We start from the raw sequence: 23306 nt of genomic DNA on the forward strand, positions 1-23306 counted from the left end.
AGCCTCTAGCCTACCGCCTTTCGCCCGCCCATCGCCACTGACCCCTGACCCCTGTCCCCTGTTCCCTGGTGAAATTCGCTCCGCTTCCGGCCGTAGTAGTAGTACACCAGCAGTCCAATAATCATCCAGCCGAAAAACCGCACCCACGTCTCCACCGGTAGCGCCAGCATCAGCACGCCGCAAAACACCACCGCCAGGATCGGAAACAGTGGCACGAACGGCACCCGGAAGCCGCGTGGCCGGTCCGGTTGCTTCTTCCGCAGCACCAGCACCCCCAGCGCCACCAGCGCAAACGCGAATAGCGTCCCGATGTTGCTCAAATCCGCCGCCGCGCCGATGTCCACCAGTCCGGCCGGAATGCCCACCACCAGCCCCGCAATCCAGCTCGAGGCATACGGCGTCTGGTATTTCGGGTGGACTTTCGAAAATACCGGCGGTAGCAGCCGGTCGCGCGACATCGCAAACCAGATGCGCGTCTGCCCGTACTGGAACACCAGCAGCGACGACAGCATCCCCATCAGCGCCCCGATATCTACGGCGTACAGCACCCAGGGGTTGGCCTTGAGCACGCGCAGCGCGTACGACACCGGCGCATTAGCCGCCTCCCCGCTCAGAAACGTGCTGTACTTCATCATTCCCAGCAGCACCACGGCCACGCCCACGTACAACACCGCGCACACAATCAGCGACCCGATGATGCCGAAGGGAATATCCCGCTGCGGGTTGATGGCTTCTTCCGATGCGGTCGAGACCGAGTCAAACCCGATATAAGTGAAGAACACAATCGCCCCGCCGGTGATGATGCCGGCAAAACCATGCGGCGCGAACGGGTGCCAGTTCGCCGGCTTCACCAGCATCCCCCCGGCGATGATGAAAATCAGGATGGCGGCGAGCTTGATCACCACCATGATATTGTTCGTCTCTGCCGATTCCCGGATGCCGCGCACCAGCAGCACCGTCAGAATCATCACCACCAGAAAGCCCGGCAGGTTGAACCACGCCCCCGTCCGCACTCCGTTCTCCCAAATAGGCTGCGTCAACTGCGGGGGCAGGCGGATGCCCATCGCTCCCAGCAAACTGGTGAAGTAGCCCGAAAATCCCACCGCCACCGCGACGTTGCTGACCGCGTATTCCAGAATCAGATCCCAGCCGATGATCCAGGCGATCAGCTCGCCCAGCGTGGCGTAGGAGTATGTATACGCCGACCCTGCGATAGGAATCATCGATGCCAGCTCGGCGTAGCACAGCCCCGCAAAGCTGCACACCACCGCCACCAGAATGAACGAAATGGCGATTGACGGCCCCGCCGCTGGCCGCCCATGCATCATGGCGTGCGACAAGTTGCCGTACTGTATCAGGCTGGTGATGATGTCCAGCACCTGCGCATGCAGAATCGACGGCACCTTGTAGGCTTCGCCCGCCGCCGCCGTGCCCGTCAGCACGAAAATGCCCGAACCCACAATCGCGCCTATCCCCAGCGCCACCAGGCTCCACGGTCCCAGCGTCTTTTTCAACTTGTGCGACGGCTCTTCCGAGGCGGCAATCAGCTTGTCGATGGATTTAGTGCGCCAGAGCTGGGAAGACATGCAGGAGTTCTTTCAGGCTAACACTGCTCCGCCGTTTGCGCTAACCACCGAGCCGGTCATGAAGTTGGCCCAGGGCGAGCACAGGAAGGCAATGCAGCCGGCGATTTCTTCCGGCTTGCCTACCCGTCCCAGCGGAATCGCGCCAAACACCCGGTCGGCATGCGCGCGGAAAGCGGGCCGCGCCATGTCGGTGTTGACCCAGCCGGGGGCCACACAATTCACCAGAATGCCGTCCCGCGCGACCTCCGTCGATAGCCCGCGCACGAAGCCGATCACGCCTGCCTTCGCCGTCCCATAATCCGCGTGCCACGCCTCGCCCCGCTGTCCCGCCGTAGAGGCAATCGCCACAATTCGCCCGCGCGGCGTCTCGCCCTCGCGCCCCTGACTCTTCATCTGTTTCACCGCCGCCCGCACCAGATGAAACACGCCGCTCAGATTGATCGCCAGGCCGTTATTCCACGCCCCGGGCTCTAGATTCTCAATCGCCACGTCCTCGGCATTCCAGATGCCCGCGTTAGCCACGGCAATGTCCAGCCGCCCGAAGCGCTCCACCGCCGCCCGCACCAGCGCTTCACCCGCCCCCGCCTCCCGTCCATCCGCTGCAATCGCACAAATGCTCTCCGGCGCCGTCGCCACCAGCGCCTCCGCCGCGCCCTGGTCCGCCCGGTAGCTGAACGCCACCTGCGCCCCTGCCTCCACCAGCAGCTTCACTGCCGCTGCGCCAATCCCCCGCGACCCGCCGCTCACCACCGCGACTTGCCCATCCAAATTTATAAACAGCACGTGCGCATAGTACCGGCCCCGGCCCTTTCTGCGCAACCGTCCCACGCGCTTGCATTTTGCCTGCAACGCTGGCATTATGACTGCATGGCGGTACAGATCACCATCCGCAACGTGCCTGACGCCGTTCGCAACGAACTCGCCTCCCGTGCCGCCGCCGAGGGCCGCTCCATGCAGGAATATCTCCGCCTCGCTCTCGAGCGCCTGGCCTCCCAGCCCACCAACGAATCCCTGATGCGTCAGATCCGCGAACGTAAGCGTCTTAGCCAGTCCAGGATCAGTGCCGAGCAGATTCTTAGATATCGCGATGAAGACCGCAGGTGAACCTCGTCATTGATGCTTCGGCGATGGTCGTGGCGCTCGCCGATAGCGGTTCCGATGGTGCTTGGGCGGAGCGTTTAGTGCACGAACACTCCCTCGCCGCCCCAGCACTGTTCTGGGCGGAGGCGACGAACCTGTTCCGCCGCATGGAAGCGGCCGGAGATCTCACCCTGGCAGAAGCCGGCGCAGTACGCGAAGAGCTCATGCAATTCGCGGTCGAAGCCTTCCCCTTCCGCCCGTTTGCCGCCCGCATCTGGGAGCTGCGCCACAACCTCACCAGTTACGATGCCTGGTACGTGGCCCTGGCCGAAAGCCTCGACTGCCCCCTCGCCACCCTCGATCTCCGCCTCGCCCGCGCCCCCGGCCCCCGCTGCGCTTTCCTCACGCCCGTCGACTAAACCGTCCAGCACGCGAGAGCCGTGGCCCACCCGTCCGAGATCGGCATCGGATGATAGTAGAGAATAGAATCGAAGGATCCGGTCACGGATACCGCTCTCAAAAGCGTCCTCATTATCGGCGCCGGCTTCGCCGGCCTTCACTGTGCCCGCAAACTCGCAGCCGTCCCTAATCTGTGCGTCACCCTCGTTGACAAACACAATTACCAGCAATTCCAGCCCCTGTTGTATCAGGTGGCCACGGGCATTCTAGCGCCGGAAAATGCCGCCTTCAATCTTCGTGCTGTGTTGGTCCAAGATACCAACGTCGAGGTAACGCTGGCCGAAATTGTGACCGTCGATCTCGCTGCGCGCCGGGCGACGGCGCGCAATGGCGCCGTCTTCCATGCCGATTATCTGGTCCTCGCCGCCGGCAGCACCGCCAACTTTTTCGGTATTCCCGGCGTCGCCCAGTTCGCCTTCCCTATGTATTCGCTGCAGGATGCCGAACGCCTGCGCTCCCGCCTGCTGGAGTTGCTGGAAGCGGCCGACCGCCGAGGCACGGCCGCCCCCGGCCCGGCGATAGTGATCGTCGGCGCCGGCGCCACCGGCGTTGAAACCGCGGGCGCCATCGCCGACATCCTGCAGCGCATGCCGCCGCATCTCTACCCCCATCTCGACCGTCATCAGGTTTCCATCACCCTGGTCGATAAGGGTGCCACCGTCCTTCCCGGCTTCACCGCTCAGTCGCAAGCCTACGCGGCCGCCATCCTCGGCGAGCGCGGCGTAACCCTGCGCCTGGGCGCCGCCGTCCGGGAAGTATCCGCTCACGCTGTCCTGCTCGCCGATGGCTCCCACCTCCAGGCAGACGCGGTGATCTGGGCGGGCGGCCTCAAGGCCTCTGGTCTAGCCGCTGCCCTCGGTCTCAAACCGGGGCACGGCGGCCGCCTGGATGTGCAGTCCGATCTCACTCTCGCCGGTTACCCCTGCGTGTACGCCCTCGGCGATTTCGCCAACTGCAGGGACGCCTCCGGCAAGCCCCTGCCTCAGTTAGCCGCGGTCGCCCAGCAAGCCGGCCGCCACTGTGCCGCCAATATTGCCGCCCACGCCGCCGGTGACCCCCAAACCCCTTTTGTGTATCTCGACAAGGGCGTCATGGCAATGATTGGCCGCAATGCCGCCGTCGCAGAAATCGGCGCCCGCCATCACCCCATCTCGGGCGTTTTCGCCTTTGCCGCCTGGCTGGGCGTGCATGTGGTCTTGCTGACCACGGTGCGCGCGAAAATGGACACCTTCCTGGAGTGGGCGTGGGATTATTTTGGTCGCGTCCACGTCAGTCCGGTTCTCGATCGTCCCACTTGGTGGCAGCCTGGAGGAGCCCCGAGCGCCAGCGGGCGGACCCTGCCGGGAATCGAAGCCCGCACTCCAAGCGACCATCGGGAGCGACCAGGGCAAAAAATGGCGAGCCACGTCGACTGGGCGCCGGAGACACCCACCACGCCCCGTGGCCCCAGGCCAAATTCTTAGCGCCTGACCGCGGCGTAGATATGCCGCAGCAGCTCGCCGTTGGTCATGCCGCCGTTCCAGCCGTGCGGCTTTTCCGGCCGCCCGTAGACAAACGTGCCGGCATAGTGCGGGTTTTTCGTCGCCGCCAGAAAGTTCTGCATGTCGTACACGCCCAGGTTCAGGTAGTAGGTGTCCATGTCGCCCACGTACACGTGCAGCTTGTTTACGAGCTTTGGCCCCAGCGTCGGCCAGTGGGCTTGCAGATACGCGGTCAAATCGAACCCGTGCGTGCGCGCGTACTCGGCCGCCGCGCGGCTGATCGCCCCGGTGCGCAAATTCCAGAACGCTACGGGATAGCCGTCGGCGCCAATCGGCCCGCCAGTGGCAAACCAGGCATCAAACTGCTGGCCGCTGCGGCCGTGGGATCCCTCCACCGCCTCCGCCTGGCTCATCTGTGCCACGGAGATGATCGGCTGGCCATCGCTTTGCCGCGCGGTGTAACGCGGCGTGCGCAGCCACGGCCCCAGTTTTGGCGCCCAGAATGCGTTGGCGTCCTGATACAGATCGACCATCTGGAAATGGTGAAAATCGAGGGGATCGGGATACAACGACCAGGTGCCTCCGAAAAAGTCCGGTTGCTTCAGCATCAGGTTCATCGACTCCCAGCCGCCGGTTGAGCCTCCTGTCAGCATCCGCGCGCCGGGCTTGCGGACAATCCGGAAGTGCGTCTCGACATATGGGATCAGCTCTTGCATGATGGCGTCTAGGTATGGACCCGAATTCACCGAATTCACCGTGTAGCTGTCGTCGTAGTAGGGCGTCGGCGTCTGGAAGGTGACGACGATCATGCGCGGAAATTCCGGCGATGACCACTCCCGGTAAAACTCATAGCCACTCTCGATCCCGAACACCGCGCGCATGTACCGGCTGCGCGCATCCGGCTGACTCGGCGTGGTGGTGAAACCGTAGGGCGGCCGCAGCGAGAAATGCCCTTGCACATAAACCACGGGATACTGCTGCTGCGGATGCTGCGTGTAGCCGGCAGGCAGCAGCACCGTCGCCCCCATAAAAATCGGATGCCCCCAGAACTTGGTCAGCATCGGACTCTGGATTTTGACGTGCTTCACCCACTCGGTATCCTGCGGTGGCTTGTGTGGGGGAATCACCTCATCGAGCGAGAGGGCAACCGTCTGCGCCTCGCCCGGAGCAAGATGCACCTTCTGCACCGCGCTATAAAGATTGTCGGGTGAGGTATTGAACTGCTGCCCGCCCCAATGGTCCATGTGCGCCCAGATTGTATGACCGTCGGAACGCGGAAACCGCGTGTAGACGTTCATCAGCGCCTGCACGTAGTAGTCCCCCGCCGGCAGGTCACGAAGGCTCTTCACCACCGTGCCCAGCGCCGAGCCATCCAAAGTGACCGGCTGCCCCGGCGGAAGCTGACTGACATCTTTGCCGAAGAAGGGAATGTTTCCGTTGTACCCGCCGGCCTGTAGGCGCGGCTCGCCGTGTTCGCCGCGCGTGAGGAATACGAAAGCCCGCCCCGTGATCGGCCCGCGATGCACGCTCGCCGGAAACGAGAGAACAAACCGCGTGCCGGGATTGTGCGACGAGCAGCCCACCGCCGCCACCGCCGCCATCGCCAACACCGTCAACCACCCCAGCTTCCGCATCGCCCCCTCGCTCTACCTACTGAAATACTGACATACTGATCTACTGAAATACTGACTTACTGACATACTGAAATACTTCTTTCACTTCCTCACCGCCGCGTAAATCTGCCGCAGCAGCTCTCCGTTCGTCATACCGCCGTTCCAGCCATGCGGCTTCTCCGGCCGGCCGTAAACGAAGGTGCCGGCATAATGGGGGTTCTTCGTCGTCTCCAGAAAGTTCTGCATGTCGTACACCCCCAGGTTGAGGTAGTAGGTGTCCATGTCGCCGACGTAAACATGCAGCTTGTTCACCAGCTTCGGCCCGATTGTGGGCCAGTTGGCTCGCAGATAGGCGGTCAGATCAAAACCGTGATCGCGCCCGTAGGCTACAGCGCTGCGATTGATTGCACCCGTGCGCAGATTCCAGAACGGCACCGGATACCCATCCGCTCCAATCGGCCCCCACGAAGCAAAAAAGGCGCAGAGCTGCTGTCCGCTGCGGCAATGCGTCCCCTCGACCGCCTCCGCCTGGCTCATCTGTTCGTAGTTGACCTCCGGCTGGCCGTTGGGCTCGCGCGACATGTAGCGCGGAACCTTAAGCCACGGGCCAAAACCCGGCGCCCAGAACGCGTTGGCGTCGTTGTAGGCGTCCACGCTCTGAAAGTGATGAAAATCGAGCGGGTCAGGATACAGCGTCCATGTTCCGCCGAAAAAGTCCGGATGCTTGACCATCAGGTTCATCGACTCCCACCCTCCGGTCGATCCGCCCGTAAGCATCCGCGCGCTGGGTTTCCGGTCAATCCGGAAGTGCGTCTCCACGTAGGGAATCAGCTCCTGCAGGATGGCGTCGCCGTAGGGCCCGGAGTTGACCGAATTCACCGTGTAGCTGTCGTCGTAATAAGGGGTGGGCGTCTGGAAGGTGACCAGAATCATCCGCGGGAAATTGGCCGCCGTCCATTCCTGATAGAACTGGTAGCCCGTTTCCATGCCGTACACTTTGCGGATGTAGGCGCTGCGCGCGTTGGGCTGGCTCGGCGTCGGGTTAAATCCGTACGGCGGCCGCAGATTGAAGTGCCCCTGAATGTAGACCACCGGGTAGGTCATGTGCGGATGCTGCTCGTACCCCGTCGGCAGCAGCACCGTCGCGCCCATGAAAATCGGGTGCCCCCAGAACTTCGTCAGCATCGGACTTTGAATCTTGATGTGCTTCACCCACGTCGTATCCGCCGGCATTTTGTGCGGCGGCAGTGCCTGATCCAGCGACAGCGTGATGGTCTGGGCCTGCTGCGGGTCGATATGCACTTTCTGCACCGCGCTGATCAGGTTCCCGGGGGCGGTATTGAACCGCTGCCCACCCCACTGGTCCATATGCGCCCAGATGACATGCCCGTCCGCACGGGGGAAGCGCGTATAGACGTTCATCAGCGCCTGTACGTAGTAGTCGCCGGCCGGCAAATCCGCCAGGCTGGTGACCACTGTCCCCAGCGCCGCGTCGTCAACTACCGCCGTCTGCCCCGGCTGGAGCTGGCTGACATCGGCGCCGAAGAAAGGAATGCTGCCGTCGTAGCCGTTGATCTGCAGGCGCGGCTGCCGCTCATCGCTCCGCGTCACAAACACAAACGCCCGCCCGGTGACCGGCCCACTATGCACGCTCGCCGGAAACGACAGCGCGAACCGCGTCCCGGAAGAGTGCGACGAACATCCCGCCGCCAGCAGGGCAAGGACGGTTAACAGCAGAGTAGCCGCGCAGGTCAGTTTACGCATGCGCGTAGTGTAGCGGAAAATTTGCGCTTCCGGGACGACGGGTGTAGAGTGACTCTCATCAAATCTCCTCCTGGGAGTCACTATGCGTCGAACTGTGAGCCTTCTGGCCGTTTCCTTCCTGCTGATCACCGCGGCCTTCGCGGTCAATGGCAACAAGGCGGAATATGACGGCGGAACCGAAAATCAGGTCAAAACGAAAACCGAGGGGACGGTGTCGACTACAGGCACGGTGAACTTTGTCTTCTCCGCTGATCATGGCTCCATCTCCATCCCCTACGCCGAAGTCAATGACCTCGAGTACGGCCAGAAGGCGGGCCGTCGTGTCGGCCTGGCCATCATGGTCACTCCGCTCGCCTTGTTCTCCAAGAAACGCAAACACTTTCTTACCATCGGCTGGAAGGATGAGCACGGCCAGCAGCACGTAGCAATATTCGAGCTGGGCAAGCACATTGTCCGCGTGACCCTCGCCACGCTGGAAGCCAGGACCGGGCGCAAGGTCGAGTATCAGGACGATGAGGCGCGCAAATCCGGCCTCGGCGGCGAGTAATGCTCGCCGCGATCCTCCTGCTGGGCCTCTTTCCTGCGATGCCGCAAGCTCCAGCGGCGCCGCCCGCTCCCTCCGGGCTGACGGCAGTAAAACGTATCTACGTCGAACCCTTCGGCAAGGACGCGCAGTCACAAGCCATACAGTCCATGGTGATCTCCACACTGGTGGCGAGCGGTCGCTTCATCGTGACAGAAAACCGTGGCCGGGCCGACGCCGTACTCCAAGGCCAGGCGATCGAGCGCACATCGCAGCAACTCCATACTTACCAATCCGCGACCCGTGTGGGAAGACTAGCATCCAACGACCGCACCGCAGATACCGAGACCGACTCTCACGCAGCGGTCTCGGTGCGCCTGGTCGCGAAAGATGGCGACATCCTCTGGTCCACAACCCAGGAGAGCAACGGCGGCAAATATGAGGGAGCTGGCGCCAGCGCCGCCGACGCTTGCGTCAAACAGCTCCTCCACGACGCCGGACCCTTACCGGTTCCGCACTGAGCCTGGCGATGCGAGCGCCTCGCGCAGGCGCGGCAGCAGCCCCGCCGCCAGAGCGCCGGGAAGCCGGTGCGCCAAGCCCTGGCCGTGTCCGCGCCAAGCCCGGATAACGTGGCCGGAGCTATCCGCCAAGTGCAGACCGTAGCTCATAGACAGCCGGCCGGCGGCTGGTGTCCAGGCCTCCACTTCGCCAGTCAGCTCTGCGCTCGAACGATCGCAGTCTTGGTCCACTCCGATTCCCGAACCGACAAGGCCGTCAATCAAGGCTTCCCGAAACGTACTCACTGCGGCCGTAGTACCAAGATCGGTGATACAAACATTCCGCCTCCGAACCGGTGCGGACCTGGCCAACCGTCGTTGTGCAACCAGCGCTGCCACCTGACTTGCGGGAACTGCGAGATTCAAATCCTGGCCATTCGCGACTTGTGCCGTAGTAATGCCCACCAGCCGGCCCCCGGCATCGAATAACCCGCCACCGCTGCTCCCGGCCGACAGTGGCGCGCTGGTAACCAAGCGTGGACTACCCTTTACTTCGCGCAGGCCCGAAAGCAGGCCCTGCGAGATCACCGAGGGGATCCCCTCCGGCGCCCCCAGCGCGTACACTGTTTCCCCCGGCGTAGTCGGGCCCGCCAGGCGCACCCCGGACGGCCCCTCCTTCTCCGTCGATTGCACCCGAAGTAAGCAAAGGTCGTCAGCCTCATTGCACCGCGCCACCCGGGCAGGCGAAGCCTCACCCAGTCCCAGTACGCGCACAGAGGCAGACCCTTCGACGACATGGTAGTTTGTTGCGATCCAGCCGCCGCGCAAACGTACCCCGCTGCCCTGATCCAGCAGCGATCCGGAGCCGTCCATCGCCTGCACCCGTACCACATCGGCTCCCAGCTTCCGCAGCAGCCGCGGTCCCGGACCGAACGACTCACTCCGAGTCCAGACCACTACCGCCGCGAGGGTTACGGCTAACGCCAGCGTCAGCGCACGCAGCCATGTGCCTCGAGTACCCCTCACGATACGCAGCCTACGGAGTTAAGACTTCATCCACAATCACCCAGTCGGGTGCCGGAATTCCCTTGCTTGCACTTCAGGCCACAGCCATAATCGCGGGGTCAAACTCTTACCTATCAGGAGAAATTCATCATGCCCAATCGCAATTTTCTTGCCCGTGCCGTGGGCCTGGCCCTGGGCGCGGCCCTCGTGGCCTGGCTGCCCGCCGCCGCCCAGGGCCGGCAGCGCACTCCCGAGGCCGACTCGACTTCGTCGCCTTTTATGTTTGAGACCGCGGCTACCGATCCGCCGCCGGTCGTCACCCACCACACCATTACCATGGACGGCAAAGTTCTGCATTACACCGCCACCGTGGGCAAGCTTCCCGTCCCCGACGACGCCGGCAAAATCGAAGGCCATCTCTTCTACATTGCCTACACCCTCGACAACCCCGACCCCGCTCATCCCCGCCCCGTCACCTTCAGCTACAACGGCGGCCCCGGCGCCGACTCCGTCTGGGTCGACATCGGCGGCTTCGGCCCCCGCCGCGCAGCCCTGGGCGACGACGCCCAAATCTCCCCGCCGCCCTACACCATGGTCGATAACCATCAGACCTGGCTCGACGCCAGCGACCTGGTCTTTATCGACGCCATGGGCACCGGCTACAGCCGCGCCACCTCCCTCGCCAATCTGAAAAAAGCCGCCAGCGTCAGTGGCGACCTGCAGGCCTTCAGCGAGTTCATCCGCCTCTGGCTGTACGACAACAACCGCCTCAACTCGCCCGTGATTCTCGCCGGTGAAAGCTACGGCACCTTCCGCTCTGCCGGTCTCGCCGGAACGCTCTTGCAGCATCACATCGCGGCCAGCGGCGTGGTGCTGCTCTCGAGCGTCCTCAACCTGATGACCCTGTCGCCCTCGATGAGCAACGACCGCCCCTATTGGCTGGCGCTGCCGACGCTGACCGCCATCGCCTGGTATCACAAGAAGCTCCCCGCCGATCTGGAAAAAGAACCGCTCCCGCAGGTCGTCACCGCCGCCGAGCAGTGGGCCAGCACAAAGTACGAACACTATCTGGATGAGGGCGATACCCTGCAGGGCGCTGAGCGCCAGCAGGCTCTCAGCGAAATGGCTCGCTTTACCGGCCTGCCGGCGGAATTCTTGAACGCCAACAACCTGCGCATCGGCACCAGCCAGTTCGATACCCGGCTGCTGCAAGAGCAGGGGCTGGTGGTTGGCCGCTATGACGGCGAAATGACTGAACCCGTCCGCACTCCGGGCTCGCCCTTCCAGATGGGCGACCCCAGCAGCAATATCAATACGCCCTACGATCACGAATTCATCAACTACCTGCGCAACGAGCTCGACTACAAAACCACGCTCGAGTACGGCGACCGCAACGCCGGCGGCGCCGGCAATCCCGGCTGGAACTATGAGCTCGGCCGCGACTGGTTCGGCACCGCCGATGTCACCCCGTTGCTGGCCCGGGCCTTCGAGCAGGTTCCTTCCATGCGCTTAATGCTCTGCGAAGGCTACTTCGATCAGGCCACGCCCATGTTCGAAGCCACCAACAGCATGAAACACCTGTTCATCACCCCCGCCGAGCAGAGCCACATCTCCATCGAGCACTACGGCGCCGGCCACATGCTCTACACCCACCGCGCCTCCCGCGTGAAGCTGCACCAGGACTTCGTGAACTTCGTCCACTCCCTCCCCGGCGAGCACTAGGCCGCCCGACGCCAGGGCCGCGCTCCCCGCGCGGCCCCCTGGCGTAACATGCGAAATTGATGAGAGTATACTGAGCGCATGTCGTCGACCACCATGATCCAGGTCCGCAACGTGCCGCGCGAACTCCATCGTGAGCTCAAAGCGCGCGCGGCCCGGGAAGGCATTACCTTATCAGCGCTCATCCTGCGTGAGCTACGCAATCTCGCCGCGGTGCCGCCCCAGACCGAACTGTTCGAGTACTTCCGAACGCACCCGCTGCCGGAAATGAAGCCGAGCCCCGCCCAAATCATTCGCAAGATGCGGGGCAAGATTTGATCGTTGCCGACGCCTCGGCTCTGGTGGAGTTTATCTGGGGGCGTCCCTCCGCTGTCACCCTCGCCGGTAGATTCCAAGATCTCCTGGGTGGAGTGCACGTGCCCCACCTGACGGACGTAGAGGTCGCCAGTTCCCTGCGGCAGTACGCCACTTCGCCGGCCGGCGCCGCGGCCGCATCGGACGCGCTTGGCCGTTATCGCGCCTTGCGCCTATGGCGCCATCGCCACGAGCCTCTGCTTGCACGCGTTTGGGAACTGCGCTACAACCTAAGCGCCTACGACGCCATCTACGTCGCGCTGGCCGAACGGCTCGATGCGCCCCTGTTCACCTGCGACCGCCGCCTCGCCCGTGCCCCCGGCCACGCGGCGCGCATCGAGCTTCTCGCGCCTCCGGCGATGTAGCCCCGCCGAGCGCCGGTGTCTTAGTCGCGAACGGCTTGTGGCTCCAGCGCCGGCGCGTGCCCCCCGCCAGCGCGCCGCAGGTAGTAGTCCACCGCCGGCGTGATCAGCAGCGACAGCACCATCGAGATCACGATGCCGCCAATTACCGAGATGGCCAGCGGCTGCAGCATCTGCGCGCCCGCGCCCAGCGCGAAAGCCAGCGGCAGCATCCCCACCACCGCCGCCGCCGCCGTCATCACGATCGGCCGCAGCCGCCGCCGTCCCGCCTGCACCATCGCTTCCAGCGCCGGCAGCCCCATACGCCGGAACTGCTCATCGGCGTCGAGCAACAGAATACCGTTCTTCGCCACGATGCCCACCACCATGATCAGTCCCATGAACGAAGCGATATTGAATTCCGTCCCGGTAATCCACAGCAAAAAGAACACGCCCGAGGTCGACAGCACCGCCGAGGCCAGAATGCCTACCGGCGCCGAAAAGTCCCGGAACTCGAACAGCAGTACCAGAAACACCAGCACAATCGCCAGCACCAGCACCAGCACCAGATCGCCGAACGATTTCTGCTGCGTCTCGTAGGTGCCGCCGTAAGCTACGCGAATGCCGGTGGGCAAGTGCACGCTCGCGACCGCCTGCTTCACCTCGGCAATGCCGTGGCCGAGGTCGATGCCCTCCAGGCGCGCCGAAACCGCGATCTCGCGCTGCAGGTTTTCGCGCAGAATCTCCGTCTGGCTGGGCAGCTCGGTCACCGTCGCCAGCGTCCCCAGCGTAGCCGTGTGACCCGAGGCGCTCACCAGCACCGTGTTACGAAGGTCCTGCAAAGTCGCCCGGTCAGTGGCAGGGTAGCGCACCCGGATGGTGTACGCTCGGCCGCCGGTGATCACCGGCGTGGTCGCCGGCACGCCCTCCAGCAGCGCCTGCGCGTCCGTCGCCACTTCCTGCGCCGTAAACCCCGCATGCGCGGCGATGGCTGGATTGACGTGAAACACGATGGCCGGCCCGCTGGCGGCATCATCGATACCATTCAGCACATCCACTACGCCGCGCTTCTTCGAGATGGCATCGGCCACAATCGGCGCCCAATGGTTGAGCAGCTCGCCATTGGGGTTGAACATCTTGATCACCACCGGCTGCGGCGCGTTGGTCAAATCCCCGATCATGTCCTGCAGCGTCTGGGTGAAATCGATGTCGAGTTGTGGATAGGCGCGACTCACCCGCCGCCGTGCTTCCTCCATGATGGCCTGAATGCCCCGCGAGCGGTTTTGCGTCAGATCGACCGAAATGTCGCCCGTATTGGCCTCCGTCACCGCCGCTAGCCCCAACTGCAGACCCGTGCGGCGCGAGGTGCCTGCTACTTCCGGAATCGTATGCAGAATGTGGTCCACCCCCACCAGCACGCGGTTCGTTTCCGCCAGCGAGCTGCCGGGCGGCATCACGTAGTCGAGCGTGAAGGCGCCTTCGTCCATGAACGGCAGTAGCCCCGTACCCAGCGCGTTGTAGCAGAACCAGCTCGCGGCGATGAGCACGATACTGAAGGCTACCAGCCACAGCGGCCGCGCCAGCGCGCGCCGCATCCAGCGGTCGTAGAACTCGACCACCTTCAGGAAAAAGCCGCTTAGCGAGGCTTCCTCCGCCGCCAGCACACGATGCACCCCGTCCATCTGATCGAAGTTCGCCGGCATCGGCTTGGGCGGCCGGTTCTGCAGCAGGTGCAGGCTCAGCACCGGCGTCCAGGTCAGCGCCAATGCCAGCGACGTCAGCAGCGCCACCCCCACCGTGATCGCCAGCGCCCGGAAGAAAACCCCCGTGACTCCCGTTATGGAGATCAGCGGCAGAAACACCGCGATCGGCGTCAGCGTCGAGAACACCAGGGGCTTGCCAATCTCGTGAATCGCCGCATGGATCGCCTCCAACCGCCCCTTGCCCGCGTCCCGGTGCAGCACGATCGTCTCCACCATCACGATGGCGTCGTCAATCACCAGGCCGACCGCGGCGGCCAGACCGCCCAGGCTCATGATGTTGAAGCTCTGGTGCAGCACCGCCATCACAATGAAGGTGATCAGAATCGTCGACGGAATCACCAGCCCCGCCACCAGCGACGTGCCCCAGTCGCGCAGGAACAGCACCATTACAATCGAAGCCAGAATCAGCCCCAGAAGGATCGCATCGCGCACGCTGCCGATCGACTCAGAAACGATGGTGGACTGGTCGTAGAACGGCTGCACCTGAATCCCCGGCGGCAGCTCCCGCTGCAGCTCGGCGATCTTGGCATGCACCTCGTCGGCGACGGCGAGGGTGTTGCTTTTGAGTTGCCGGTTGACGTAGAGCAGCACCGCCGGCACCCCATCGGCGTCCACCAGCGTGTACTTGGGCTGGGTCGAAGGGTGGACGCTGGCCACGTCGCCCACCCTCACCGGCACACCCGTCGCCGTGCTCTTGACCACGATATGCGCGATCTGCGCTGGGTCGGTGACCTGCCCGTTCACCAGTCCCAGGAACAATTGATGGTTCCGCGCCAGCAGCCCGGGCGAGCTCACCAGGTTCGTGCTCTCAACCGCACTCAGCAGGTCCTGCACCGTGATGCCGGTGGCTTCGAGCTTGGCCGGATCGGGCGTGATCTGAAACTCGGGCACCTGCCCGCCCTGCACCAGCACCGTCGACACCCCCGGCAGCCGGTTGAGTTGCGGTTTCAGGTCGTAGGTCGCCAGCGTCCATAGTTCCGTCTGCGGCACGGTCTTCGATGTCAGGCTGTAGCCGATGATCGGGAAGCTCGAGAACATCAGCCGGTGCGAGGTGATCTGCGCCGTGGGCGGCACCGAGGACTGCGCCTGCGCCATAGCGGCGTTCACCAACTGCAGCGTCGTCACCATATCGACGTTCCAGTTGAAGTACAGGTCGATCTCCGCCGATCCCCGGCTGGTAATGGAGGTGACCTTCACCAGCCCCGGCACGCTGTTCACCGCTTCCTCCAGCGGCCGCGTGATGGTCACCATCATCTGGTCGATCGGCATTACACCGTTGTCCACGCCCACCACAATGCGCGGAAAGCTGGTATGCGGAAACACCGCGATCGGCAGCTTCAGTGCCTCGAAGATCCCCACCAGCGACAGCACGACGATGAGGAAAATCACCGGCCGCGAGAAGCGCTTGACGTAGCTGCGCGCTCCCGCCGCCGCCGGTTCGGCGCGATGCAGATCCATAAGGCTCACGGCTGCGGACTCTTCACCGGCGTGACGGTCACCGGCGTGTCATCAGCCAGCGCGTAGGCGCCCACGCTCACCACCGGCTCGCCCGCGCGCAGGCCCTTAAGAATTTGAATGGCATCCGGTTCGCGCACGCCCACCGTTACGGCACGCGAGTGCGCATGATGGTCCGCTCCCACCACCATGACCGTCGTGGCGCCGGACGTGTCGGTGAGCAGCGCGCTCGCCGGGATGACTAGCGCGTCCGGAATCGTCCGCGCCAGCATCGCCACCGTCACCGTCGTACCCGGCCGCAGCGCGTCGCCGCGATTGGCCGCCTGCGCCCACACCTGCACCGTCGTGCTGCCGATATCAGTCGCCGCGCTGACGATGGTCACCTTCGCGGGGAACGTCTTGCCCGCCGGCCCCGTCAACGTCGCCTTGGCGCCCGGCCGCAGCAGCGCCGCCTGATCCGCCGGCAGATGCGCGCGCGCCACCACCTGCGCCAGATTCATGATCGTCATCAGCGGGCTGGACGTCGTCGCCAGCTCCCCCTCGTACACCGGACGGTCCGTCACCACCCCATCCATCGGACTCCGGATCTCCGAAAAGCTCAACTGCGCCGCCGCCGCCGCCGCCCGCGCCTGGGCGCCCGCCAGCGTCGCCGCTGCCTCCCGCAGCGCCGCGCTGTGGCCGCCGCGCTCCAGTGCCTGCAGATGCTGTTGTGCCAGCGCGGTCGCGTTTTGTGCGTCGGTCAGATTCACTTTGGCCTGATCCAGCGTCCGCTTCGGCAACGCCCCTTGCGCGAACAGTTGCTTCCGGCTCTCGTAAATCGTCTGCGCGTTCGCCTGTGCCTGCTCCGCTGCGGTGACATCGAGCTGCGCTTTCTTCAGTGCCGCCGGAATCGCCCCCGCCACTGCCGTCTGGTAGTTCGCCTGCGCCGCCTGCAGTTGCGCCTGGGCGTCTTCGTTGCCCGCCTTGAGGTCACTGTTTTCCAGTTGCGCCAGCAGCTCCCCGGCATGCACGGTATCGCCCCGCTGCACGTAAAAATGCGCCACCGGCGCGCTGATCTTCGGCGTGATGATGGCTTGCTGCAAGGGATACAGCACCGCCTGCGTGCGTACCCACTGCTGAATCGGCATGCGCGCGACCGGCGTCACTGCCACGGCGACGCTGGGTGCAGCCGTCGCCTCCGAAGCCGAAGTACAGGCCACGCTGAGCGCCGCGGCCACCGCCGCCAGCGAGAGCAATACCACTGCTTTGCCTCTCCACATAAGGTTAGAACGGCCCCGTAAGCGTTTTAAGCTGCGCCAGCGCCACATGATAGCGGACCAGGCCGGTGTCGTAGGCGTCGCGCGCAGCCGTGTTGGCAGTTTCGGCGTCCACCAGTTCGACGATGGTGGCTTCGCCATCCTTGTAGCGCAGCGCGGAAAGCCGCAGGCTTTCCGCGGCCAATTGCCGCGAGCGCGCCAGCGTCGCCAGCTCGCCCTCGGCCGCCTGTGCTTCCGCGTAAAAACTCAGCAGTTGCCCTTCCAGTTGCCGGCGCGTAAAGCCGAGCTGCGCCGCCGCCTCCTGCTGCAGCAGGTGCGACTGCCGCAGTTGCGCATGCCGCGCGCCCCAATCGAAAATCGGGATGCTGAGTGAGGCCGTCGCCGATGAGCCCAGATTCGGCAGCCCCAGCTCATTGCGTACCGCAAACTGCGCGGCGTCGATGCCGTAGGTGTAGTCGAGGGTAAGCGCCGGCAGCAGGCCCGCCCGGGCAATCACCACGTCCTGCCGCGCCTCCTGCAGCGTGGCCTGCGCCGCCGCCAGAATGGGGTTGTGATTCCGCGCCAATGCCTGAATGCGCGCCAGCGCTGGCAGCGCCGGCGTCGTCGCCAGGTCATCCACCAGCGTGAAATTCTCCTCGAAGTTCGGAAACAGCAGCACCGCCAACTGCAGCCGCGCCTGCTGCTGCGCCAACTGCGCCTGCCGCAAATCGCGCTGCCGCTGCTCTACCTGCAAGTCGGCCTTGATCACGTCCGAGTGCGCCACTTCGCCGCCGTTTTCCAGTTCCTGGCTGATGTGCAGATACTTTTGCGCGTCCGCCAGCGCCAACTGCGCCGTCGTCAGACCATGTCCGGCCGCAACCAGCATGTAATAATCCGCCGTGACCGTGGCATCCAGGCCGCGCCCGGCAATTTGTGCCTGCGCCGCCGCGAACGCTTCCGCCGCCTGCGCCTTGCTGACCGTGGCCAGCGAGCCGAAGCTCAGCGCTTCATGCACATCGCCCTGACTCAGGTATTCGTGCACCGCGTTGTTGGCGATATAACGGTTCCCCTGCGTGTAGAGATAGCTGCCCAGGAAATTCGCCGACGGCAGCAGTCCTGCGCGCGCCACCGTCGTCCCCGCCTTGGCGATCGCCTCCGTCGCCACCGCGGCCTCGAATGTGGCGCTGTTGGCGCGCGCCATCCGCAGCGCCTGGGGCAGCGTGAGCTGCCGCGCTGGCGGCGCCTGCGCGCCCGCCGCCAACACCAGCACGGCCGCGGATAAACCTAAGATCCGAATGCGCATGAGAAGGCTATAGTTTACATTGCAGCCGGAGCCACCTGAAGCCACCCTTAACGGCTCTAGTGGTTGGGGTGCAACTCCGCCTGCGCCGGCGCCGGCAGCCGCTTGGCCCGTTGCAGCAGCAGCGCCAGCGACCAGATTTGGTCATCGCTGAGCGTGGGCCGGAAAGCAGGCATGCCCGTCAACCGGATGCCATTCTTGATCCGCCAGTAGATCACGCCGGTCGGGTCATCGTCGACCTTCGTGAAAAACTGCGGCGGCGGCGGGAACATGCCCGTGGCGGCATGGGGCACGGCCTGTCCCGGCAGGCCGTGGCAGAACGCGCACTCGGTGGCATACAGTTGGGCGGAGGACGTAAGCCCCGCATCGCTGACTTTCACCGGAACCACCGCCGGTGCCCCATCGACCGAGGCGTAATGCAGCGCCCGGTCCGCCAGGCTCACCTCCAGCGGCAGCGGATGCGAGTTCGTCGCCACCGGGAAATGACCACTGTAGGCCACCAGATACGCCAGCACCGGCAGGGTAGCGATGCCCAGAAGATACGCGATCACCACCTTGAGTTTTCCCGCTCTGCGGCGTTCGCCCACAACTGGGCTTGCAATCGGCTTCATTTCTCAGTTCACCTCGAAAACCAGAATCTGCGCCGGAGTGTTCGCCGCCTTCGGCACCGCGACAAAATACCGGCGCAGCGACGGCGCCAGCAGGGCTGTCTTGCCCAAGGCGGCTGATCGGATGATCTCCGTCTGATACTGCGTCGGCGTCTGCTGCTCGAACACGTAGATGTTCCCGTCGCAGGCGGCGTACACCCGCCGGCTGGCCGCATCATAAACCATGTCGTCCACCATTTTCCCCAGCGGCAGCGACTGCACTTGTTCGCCCGTTTGCGTGTCGAAAATCACCATCTGCCCGCTCCGGCAGCCTACAAAAAGCAGGTGATCGGCCTCATCCAGCGCCATCGCGGTGGGATTGTTCGCGCCCTGGATCGGCCACTCGGCCTCGACCTTGTGCGCCTGCGGATCGATCACGGCGATTGCGGCTTTACTGCGCAGATTCAAGTAAATGCGCGCGCCCCCGGACGCGATCTGCATCGCTTCCATATCGTTGGCGTCGATGTGCATGTCCGAGTGCCGCTTCGCGCTGGTGGTGTCGATGGCGCTGAAGTGCGAATACGGTTGATGCAGTGCATCGCCGCCGCTATCCACGTAGAGCGTATGGTCGGCCGGGTTGAAGCCGACCGAATCGGCATCCGGCCACAGCTTTACGCTTGCCACCTGCTGATAGGTTTTGCCGCTATAGATGCGCAGCAGCCCCGCCTCGCCATCGGTGACGTAAAGCCGGTCCACGTCGGGCCGGTAGACGATGCCGTGCGGCTCTTTGTCGTTGGTGATGGTGTGCAGGATCTTGCCACTCGCCAAATCCACCACCTCAATCGCCCCGCCTTCGTCGGTGCTGAACAGCCGGCCGCCGCTCAGATCGATCGCCAGATGGTCGAAGTGGCCCGCTGGCGCATTGTCCAGCGGATAACTCGTGAGCAACCGCAGCGGCGCTGCCGCGGGTGCGACCGTCGTTACCGCGCTGCTGGATTTGCTGCTGGGGTTCGAACTACTGCAGCCGATCAACAGACCCGCGAACAGGATCAGGGTAAATAGTTTCATTGCATCTCCCGGCGCAGCCGCCTAGGTTCTTCCGACCCGCTCCGCGCCTCCACATTCAGTGTCGGCTCGCGCCCAATCCTGCGGCTGAAGCAGCTATTAATTTTTGTTTATTTCGCGGCAGCAGCCGGTCATCGGCTGCTGCCGCACAAGCGAAATGCGAACCGCTACCAGGTCAACTTCAGCGCGAGCTGCATCTGCCGGCTGGTGCCCCACGTGGAGTCAATCAAGCCGCCCGACGAGAGCGCATTGCCTTTCGCATCGAACATGTCGGTATTGTCTACCGGCGGATTGAAGTTGGGATGGTTGAGAATGTTGAACGCCGCAATCCGTAGCTCCAGGTTCGAGCTCTCGTTGATCACGTGCACGGGTATGTTCTTCACCAGCGACAGATCCAGATCGTAGTCGTTCGGCCCGGTGAACCCGTTACGCGCCGTATCGCCGCGCACGTTCGCCGGACTGGGCACAGAGAAGCAAGCCGGATTGATGTAATACGGCCCCGCCTGGTACAGGCTGCCCCCGCATCCCGGTGCGCTGAGATTCACGTTGGGCACATCCCACGGGTGCGAGGCGAACTGGCCCAGCCGGTCGCCGCTGATGGTCAGCGTAAACGGCGCGCCGCTGGACATGTGCAGGATGCTGCCCACCTGCCAGCCGCCCACCACCGCTTTCGCCACCGAGGGGAGCGAATTGCCGTTCGGCAACTGCCAGAGCACGTTGTACATGAACGTCTGCCCCACGTTCAGATCCGAAGTGCCCCGGTCCGCGTGCAGGTTGAACCAGAACAGGCCGGGGATGGCGTTGGCGTTGGTGTCCCCCGCGACCGTATCCGTGCCGTCGTCGATTGCATGGCTCCAGGTGTAGGTTGCGGTCATCTGCACGCCATGGCTCATGCGCCGGTTGAGCTGCGTTTCGAGCGCGTTGTAGTTGCTCTTGCCTTCGAACATCAATCCCCGGATGACGCCCCAGTTAGGATTGACACGATCGTTGTTGGTGGTGTTCGTGGGCCACACCAGCACGTTCGGGTTGGTGGGCACCACGCCGTTCACTTCCTCCGAACGGAACGGTTCATGCACGCCGCCATCGCCGACGTAACCCACCATCAGTGACATGCTGGGAGTGAACTGGTGCTCGATGTTGAGGTCGTACTGCATCACGTACGACCGCTTCGGGTATTGGTCCATGAAGGCGTTACGCAGTGTCTTGGTGCTCGAGGCAATCGAGTAATAGGCATCGGACGGATTCGCAGAGTTGGTAAAACTCCCCGCCGGCGGCGCGTTCGTCACCCCCTCCTGAAAATACGGCGCCGTGAACACATACTCCAGGTTGAACATGTACGGCAGCGGCAGAATGTCATACATGCCAAAACCGGAGCGGATCGCCGTCGTGCCATGCCCGGTGGGATCCCAGGAAACCCCGAAGCGCGGCTCAAAATCATACTTCGTAGGGTTGCTCAGATAGTAGCCCCCGGTCAGGTTGGGATTGCAGGCGCCGGGGACGTAGCGGCCGCAGCGGTCCTGGGCCGCGCTCAGCGTCGGCAGGATCGCGAGATCCCCATGAGTTTCTGTCGGAATGCTGGCGTACTCGTAGCGCAGCCCCATGTTGACCGTCAGGTTCGAGCGCAACCGCCAGTCATCCTGCACGTAGGCGCCCAGCACCGATTGCCGCACGCTGCGGCCGGTGATCACGCCCCCGCCCAGCAGCGCAGTGTAGTTATGCGGCGCCGCGTTTGTCAGAAACGAGGACAGCGAGCCATAGCTGTACACGCCGTTGCCGTCCGTCGCCGCGGTGAGATTGTCGCGGATGCGCTGCGCCTCGAAACCGTACTTCAGCGAATGATCCCCAGCGGTTTGGCTGATGTCGTCGTAGAACTGGATCGTTGTGTAGTGAAAATCGTAGAACGACGGCGCGCCCACGCCCCCGGTGAACTCGGTGAGGCCGCCGATCTTCACGTCCGGAGCGGCGTGGCCGGGCACGCTGTCCCAGTCCTTGGTGTCCCCGGCTGCCGCCGTCACCGGCGTGGTGACGCCCACTTGCGCCGGCGTCCGGTAAATCCCCAGCCGCATCGAGTTCATCAGATTCGGGTCAAAAATGTGCGTCTCCTGCAGGGCATACAGCTCGTGCTGCACTCCGTAGTTGGCGCGTTTCTGATTGAATTCGTCGGGTGAATTCAGATTGTTTTTGTCGTATTCGAGCGTGCCCGACAAAATATCGTTCGCGCTGAAGTGGTGATCCAGCCGGCCCGTGAAGAAGTTCTCGTTGTTGATCTGCCGCCCCGCGAACGAGTAAATGCCCGTGTCGCCGGTCACCGCCCCGTTCGGCTGCGGAAAGAACGTGTTCATGAACTTCTGCGCGTACGCGTCCGGCGTCACCGTGCCCGTGCTCAGGTTGCCCGCCCGTGCCGCCGCGCTCGGCACCACGTCCACCGCGCTCAGCGACTGCACCTCGCGAATCGCTTCATAGTCGCCGAAGATGAACGTCTTGTTCTTTTGGATGGGGCCGCCGGCGGAGCCCCCGAACTGGTTGCGGTTGAGCGGCGGCTTGGTGCAGCCGGAACCCGCACCCCAGCAGTCGAAGTAATTGGCAGCATCGAGCGAGCTGTTGCGGATGTACTCGTACAAGGAGCCGTGAAAGCTGTTGGTCCCCGAGCGCGTAATGGCGTTGATTACGCCGCCACTGGAATCGCCGTACTCGGCCGGATAGGTCCCGGTGAGCACGCTGAACTCCTGCACCGCGTCCACGCCCAGCGCGCCGCCTTCTACGTTGCCCGGCCCGCCATTCATGTAATCTTCGACACTGATGCCGTCGATGCGGTAGTCATTGTCCTGCGGCCGCCGCCCCGAAATCGAAATCTGGCTGCCGAAGCCGCGTTGGCCGCGCCCGCCGTTGAACGGCGGCTGCATTTGCGGATTCGATACACCCGGCTCCAGCGTCGCCAGATCCGTCCAGGAACGGCCATTCAGCGGCAATTGCTGGATGGTCTGGCTGTTGATCGTCTGGCTCACCGTCGAGGAGGCCACCTGCACCGCCGGCGCCTCGCCCGTCACTTGCACCACCTGCGAGGTGCTGCCCAGCACCAGCTTGGCGTTGATCGCGAGCTGCTCGCCCACCGTCAGCGTCAGCCGCGGTCGCACCTGTTTGACAAATCCGGTAGCCGAATAGGTGACGTCATACTCCCCCGGCTGCAGGTTGGCGAGGTTGTAAAATCCGTGCGCATCTGAGTTGACGGTGCGCGTCGCGCCCGTGCCCTCGTTTTTGGCCGTGACCACCGCGCCCGGAATCGAGGCGCCGCTCGGATCCGTGACATTGCCGGAAAGCGTTGCCCCTACGCCTTGCGCGGCCAGCGGCAGCGCCGCTCCCAGCACCAGCGCCAGACTGGCAATCAGCAATCCCCTGCATAAGATTCGGCTTGATAGCATGACGAGTGTTCCCTCCGCGTACAAGGCGAAGTCTACGGCGCGCACTCCCGCCAGCATGAA

Annotated in this window: 19 protein-coding genes; 8 read left to right on the forward strand and 11 right to left on the reverse strand. The window is 63.9% G+C overall.

The window, feature by feature from the left end:
• Positions 1 to 5: 5 nt before the first annotated feature.
• Together EPN33_11410 and EPN33_11415 are read right to left on the reverse strand one after the other, a co-directional pair.
• Positions 6 to 1586 (reverse strand): amino acid permease, encoded by a 1581-nt coding sequence (locus EPN33_11410; protein ID TAN21230.1) that lies wholly within the window; start codon positions 1584 to 1586, stop codon positions 6 to 8.
• A gap of 12 nt (positions 1587 to 1598) precedes the next feature.
• Positions 1599 to 2444, reverse strand: coding sequence for an SDR family oxidoreductase (locus tag EPN33_11415; GenBank protein TAN21231.1), 846 nt, complete (start codon positions 2442 to 2444; stop codon positions 1599 to 1601).
• Positions 2445 to 2453: 9 nt separating this feature from the next.
• Between EPN33_11415 and EPN33_11420 the strand changes: the two genes are divergently transcribed.
• The 3 genes from EPN33_11420 to EPN33_11430 all read left to right on the forward strand — a co-directional run bounded on the left by EPN33_11420 (position 2454) and on the right by EPN33_11430 (position 4588).
• On the forward strand, positions 2454 to 2690 hold the full coding sequence (locus EPN33_11420; protein ID TAN21232.1) for a hypothetical protein: 237 nt from the start codon (positions 2454 to 2456) through the stop codon (positions 2688 to 2690).
• Positions 2687 to 3085: a PIN domain-containing protein gene (locus EPN33_11425; protein TAN21233.1), complete on the forward strand. Its 399-nt coding sequence runs from the start codon at positions 2687 to 2689 to the stop codon at positions 3083 to 3085. Before EPN33_11420 ends, EPN33_11425 begins: the two co-directional genes overlap by 4 nt.
• A 63-nt stretch (positions 3086 to 3148) precedes the next feature.
• Positions 3149 to 4588: an NAD(P)/FAD-dependent oxidoreductase gene (locus EPN33_11430; protein TAN21234.1), complete on the forward strand. Its 1440-nt coding sequence runs from the start codon at positions 3149 to 3151 to the stop codon at positions 4586 to 4588.
• Here EPN33_11430 and EPN33_11435 read toward each other — a convergent pair.
• Both EPN33_11435 and EPN33_11440 read right to left on the reverse strand, forming a co-directional pair.
• Positions 4585 to 6240 (reverse strand): hypothetical protein, encoded by a 1656-nt coding sequence (locus EPN33_11435; protein ID TAN21235.1) that lies wholly within the window; start codon positions 6238 to 6240, stop codon positions 4585 to 4587. The genes EPN33_11430 and EPN33_11435 overlap by 4 nt on opposite strands.
• An 81-nt stretch (positions 6241 to 6321) precedes the next feature.
• Complete coding sequence (locus tag EPN33_11440; GenBank protein ID TAN21236.1) at positions 6322 to 7983, reverse strand: hypothetical protein; 1662 nt, start codon at positions 7981 to 7983, stop codon at positions 6322 to 6324.
• Between the two features lie 94 nt (positions 7984 to 8077).
• Here EPN33_11440 and EPN33_11445 point away from each other — a divergent pair, with 94 nt between their 5' ends.
• Both EPN33_11445 and EPN33_11450 read left to right on the forward strand, forming a co-directional pair.
• Entirely contained in the window at positions 8078 to 8530 is a 453-nt protein-coding gene (locus EPN33_11445; GenBank protein ID TAN21237.1) for a hypothetical protein, read from the forward strand.
• A complete protein-coding gene (locus tag EPN33_11450) occupies positions 8530 to 9027 on the forward strand; it encodes a hypothetical protein (protein TAN21238.1) in 498 nt (165 codons plus the stop codon). The genes EPN33_11445 and EPN33_11450 overlap by 1 nt, the downstream gene beginning before the upstream one ends.
• Here the strand turns inward: EPN33_11450 and EPN33_11455 are convergent.
• On the reverse strand, positions 9010 to 10029 hold the full coding sequence (locus tag EPN33_11455) for a serine protease (protein ID TAN21239.1): 1020 nt from the start codon (positions 10027 to 10029) through the stop codon (positions 9010 to 9012). The genes EPN33_11450 and EPN33_11455 overlap by 18 nt on opposite strands.
• A 129-nt stretch (positions 10030 to 10158) precedes the next feature.
• Between EPN33_11455 and EPN33_11460 the strand changes: the two genes are divergently transcribed.
• From EPN33_11460 to EPN33_11470, 3 genes are all read left to right on the forward strand, one after another.
• Complete coding sequence (locus EPN33_11460; protein TAN21240.1) at positions 10159 to 11730, forward strand: peptidase S10; 1572 nt, start codon at positions 10159 to 10161, stop codon at positions 11728 to 11730.
• Positions 11731 to 11808: 78 nt separating this feature from the next.
• Positions 11809 to 12045, forward strand: a complete 237-nt coding sequence (locus EPN33_11465; GenBank protein ID TAN21241.1) for a hypothetical protein — start codon at positions 11809 to 11811, stop codon at positions 12043 to 12045.
• Positions 12042 to 12446: a PIN domain-containing protein gene (locus tag EPN33_11470; GenBank protein TAN21242.1), complete on the forward strand. Its 405-nt coding sequence runs from the start codon at positions 12042 to 12044 to the stop codon at positions 12444 to 12446. The genes EPN33_11465 and EPN33_11470 overlap by 4 nt, the downstream gene beginning before the upstream one ends.
• A gap of 20 nt (positions 12447 to 12466) precedes the next feature.
• On the opposite strand, the gene EPN33_11475 is transcribed toward EPN33_11470, so the two are convergent.
• The 6 genes from EPN33_11475 to EPN33_11500 all read right to left on the reverse strand — a co-directional run bounded on the left by EPN33_11475 (position 12467) and on the right by EPN33_11500 (position 23303).
• Positions 12467 to 15643, reverse strand: a complete 3177-nt coding sequence (locus EPN33_11475; protein ID TAN21553.1) for an efflux RND transporter permease subunit — start codon at positions 15641 to 15643, stop codon at positions 12467 to 12469.
• A 5-nt stretch (positions 15644 to 15648) separates the two neighbouring features.
• Positions 15649 to 16947 carry an efflux RND transporter periplasmic adaptor subunit gene (locus EPN33_11480; GenBank protein ID TAN21243.1) on the reverse strand — a complete coding sequence of 433 codons (1299 nt, stop codon included), beginning with the start codon at positions 16945 to 16947 and terminating at the stop codon, positions 15649 to 15651.
• Positions 16904 to 18178, reverse strand: coding sequence for a TolC family protein (locus EPN33_11485; protein TAN21244.1), 1275 nt, complete (start codon positions 18176 to 18178; stop codon positions 16904 to 16906). The genes EPN33_11480 and EPN33_11485 overlap by 44 nt, the downstream gene beginning before the upstream one ends.
• A 56-nt stretch (positions 18179 to 18234) precedes the next feature.
• The gene (locus EPN33_11490; protein TAN21245.1) at positions 18235 to 18786 is read right to left on the reverse strand and encodes a cytochrome c; all 552 of its coding nucleotides are present in this window, start codon (positions 18784 to 18786) and stop codon (positions 18235 to 18237) included.
• Between the two features lie 3 nt (positions 18787 to 18789).
• The gene (locus EPN33_11495) at positions 18790 to 19830 is read right to left on the reverse strand and encodes a hypothetical protein (GenBank protein TAN21246.1); all 1041 of its coding nucleotides are present in this window, start codon (positions 19828 to 19830) and stop codon (positions 18790 to 18792) included.
• A 164-nt stretch (positions 19831 to 19994) separates the two neighbouring features.
• Positions 19995 to 23303, reverse strand: coding sequence for a TonB-dependent receptor (locus EPN33_11500; protein TAN21247.1), 3309 nt, complete (start codon positions 23301 to 23303; stop codon positions 19995 to 19997).
• Positions 23304 to 23306: the final 3 nt, after the last annotated feature.

The organism is Acidobacteriota bacterium (genome assembly GCA_004299485.1).
Taxonomy (GTDB): Bacteria; Acidobacteriota; Terriglobia; order Terriglobales; family SCQP01; genus SCQP01.

Bases quoted from the DNA above. Each gene is read 5' to 3' on its own strand.
- EPN33_11415 (TAN21231.1), bottom strand. From the start codon at position 2,444: ATGCCAGCGTTGCAGGCAAAATGCAAGCGCGTGGGACGGTTGCGCAGA.
- EPN33_11435 (TAN21235.1), bottom strand. From the start codon at position 6,240: ATGCGGAAGCTGGGGTGGTTGACGGTGTTGGCGATGGCGGCGGTGGCG.
- EPN33_11480 (TAN21243.1), bottom strand. From the start codon at position 16,947: ATGTGGCGCTGGCGCAGCTTAAAACGCTTACGGGGCCGTTCTAACCTT.
- EPN33_11475 (TAN21553.1), bottom strand. From the start codon at position 15,643: ATGGATCTGCATCGCGCCGAACCGGCGGCGGCGGGAGCGCGCAGCTAC.
- EPN33_11465 (TAN21241.1), top strand. From the start codon at position 11,809: ATGTCGTCGACCACCATGATCCAGGTCCGCAACGTGCCGCGCGAACTC.
- EPN33_11450 (TAN21238.1), top strand. From the start codon at position 8,530: ATGCTCGCCGCGATCCTCCTGCTGGGCCTCTTTCCTGCGATGCCGCAA.
- EPN33_11485 (TAN21244.1), bottom strand. From the start codon at position 18,178: ATGCGCATTCGGATCTTAGGTTTATCCGCGGCCGTGCTGGTGTTGGCG.
- EPN33_11420 (TAN21232.1), top strand. From the start codon at position 2,454: ATGGCGGTACAGATCACCATCCGCAACGTGCCTGACGCCGTTCGCAAC.
- EPN33_11410 (TAN21230.1), bottom strand. From the start codon at position 1,586: ATGTCTTCCCAGCTCTGGCGCACTAAATCCATCGACAAGCTGATTGCC.
- EPN33_11490 (TAN21245.1), bottom strand. From the start codon at position 18,786: ATGAAGCCGATTGCAAGCCCAGTTGTGGGCGAACGCCGCAGAGCGGGA.
- EPN33_11460 (TAN21240.1), top strand. From the start codon at position 10,159: ATGCCCAATCGCAATTTTCTTGCCCGTGCCGTGGGCCTGGCCCTGGGC.
- EPN33_11440 (TAN21236.1), bottom strand. From the start codon at position 7,983: ATGCGTAAACTGACCTGCGCGGCTACTCTGCTGTTAACCGTCCTTGCC.
- EPN33_11495 (TAN21246.1), bottom strand. From the start codon at position 19,830: ATGAAACTATTTACCCTGATCCTGTTCGCGGGTCTGTTGATCGGCTGC.
- EPN33_11500 (TAN21247.1), bottom strand. From the start codon at position 23,303: ATGCTGGCGGGAGTGCGCGCCGTAGACTTCGCCTTGTACGCGGAGGGA.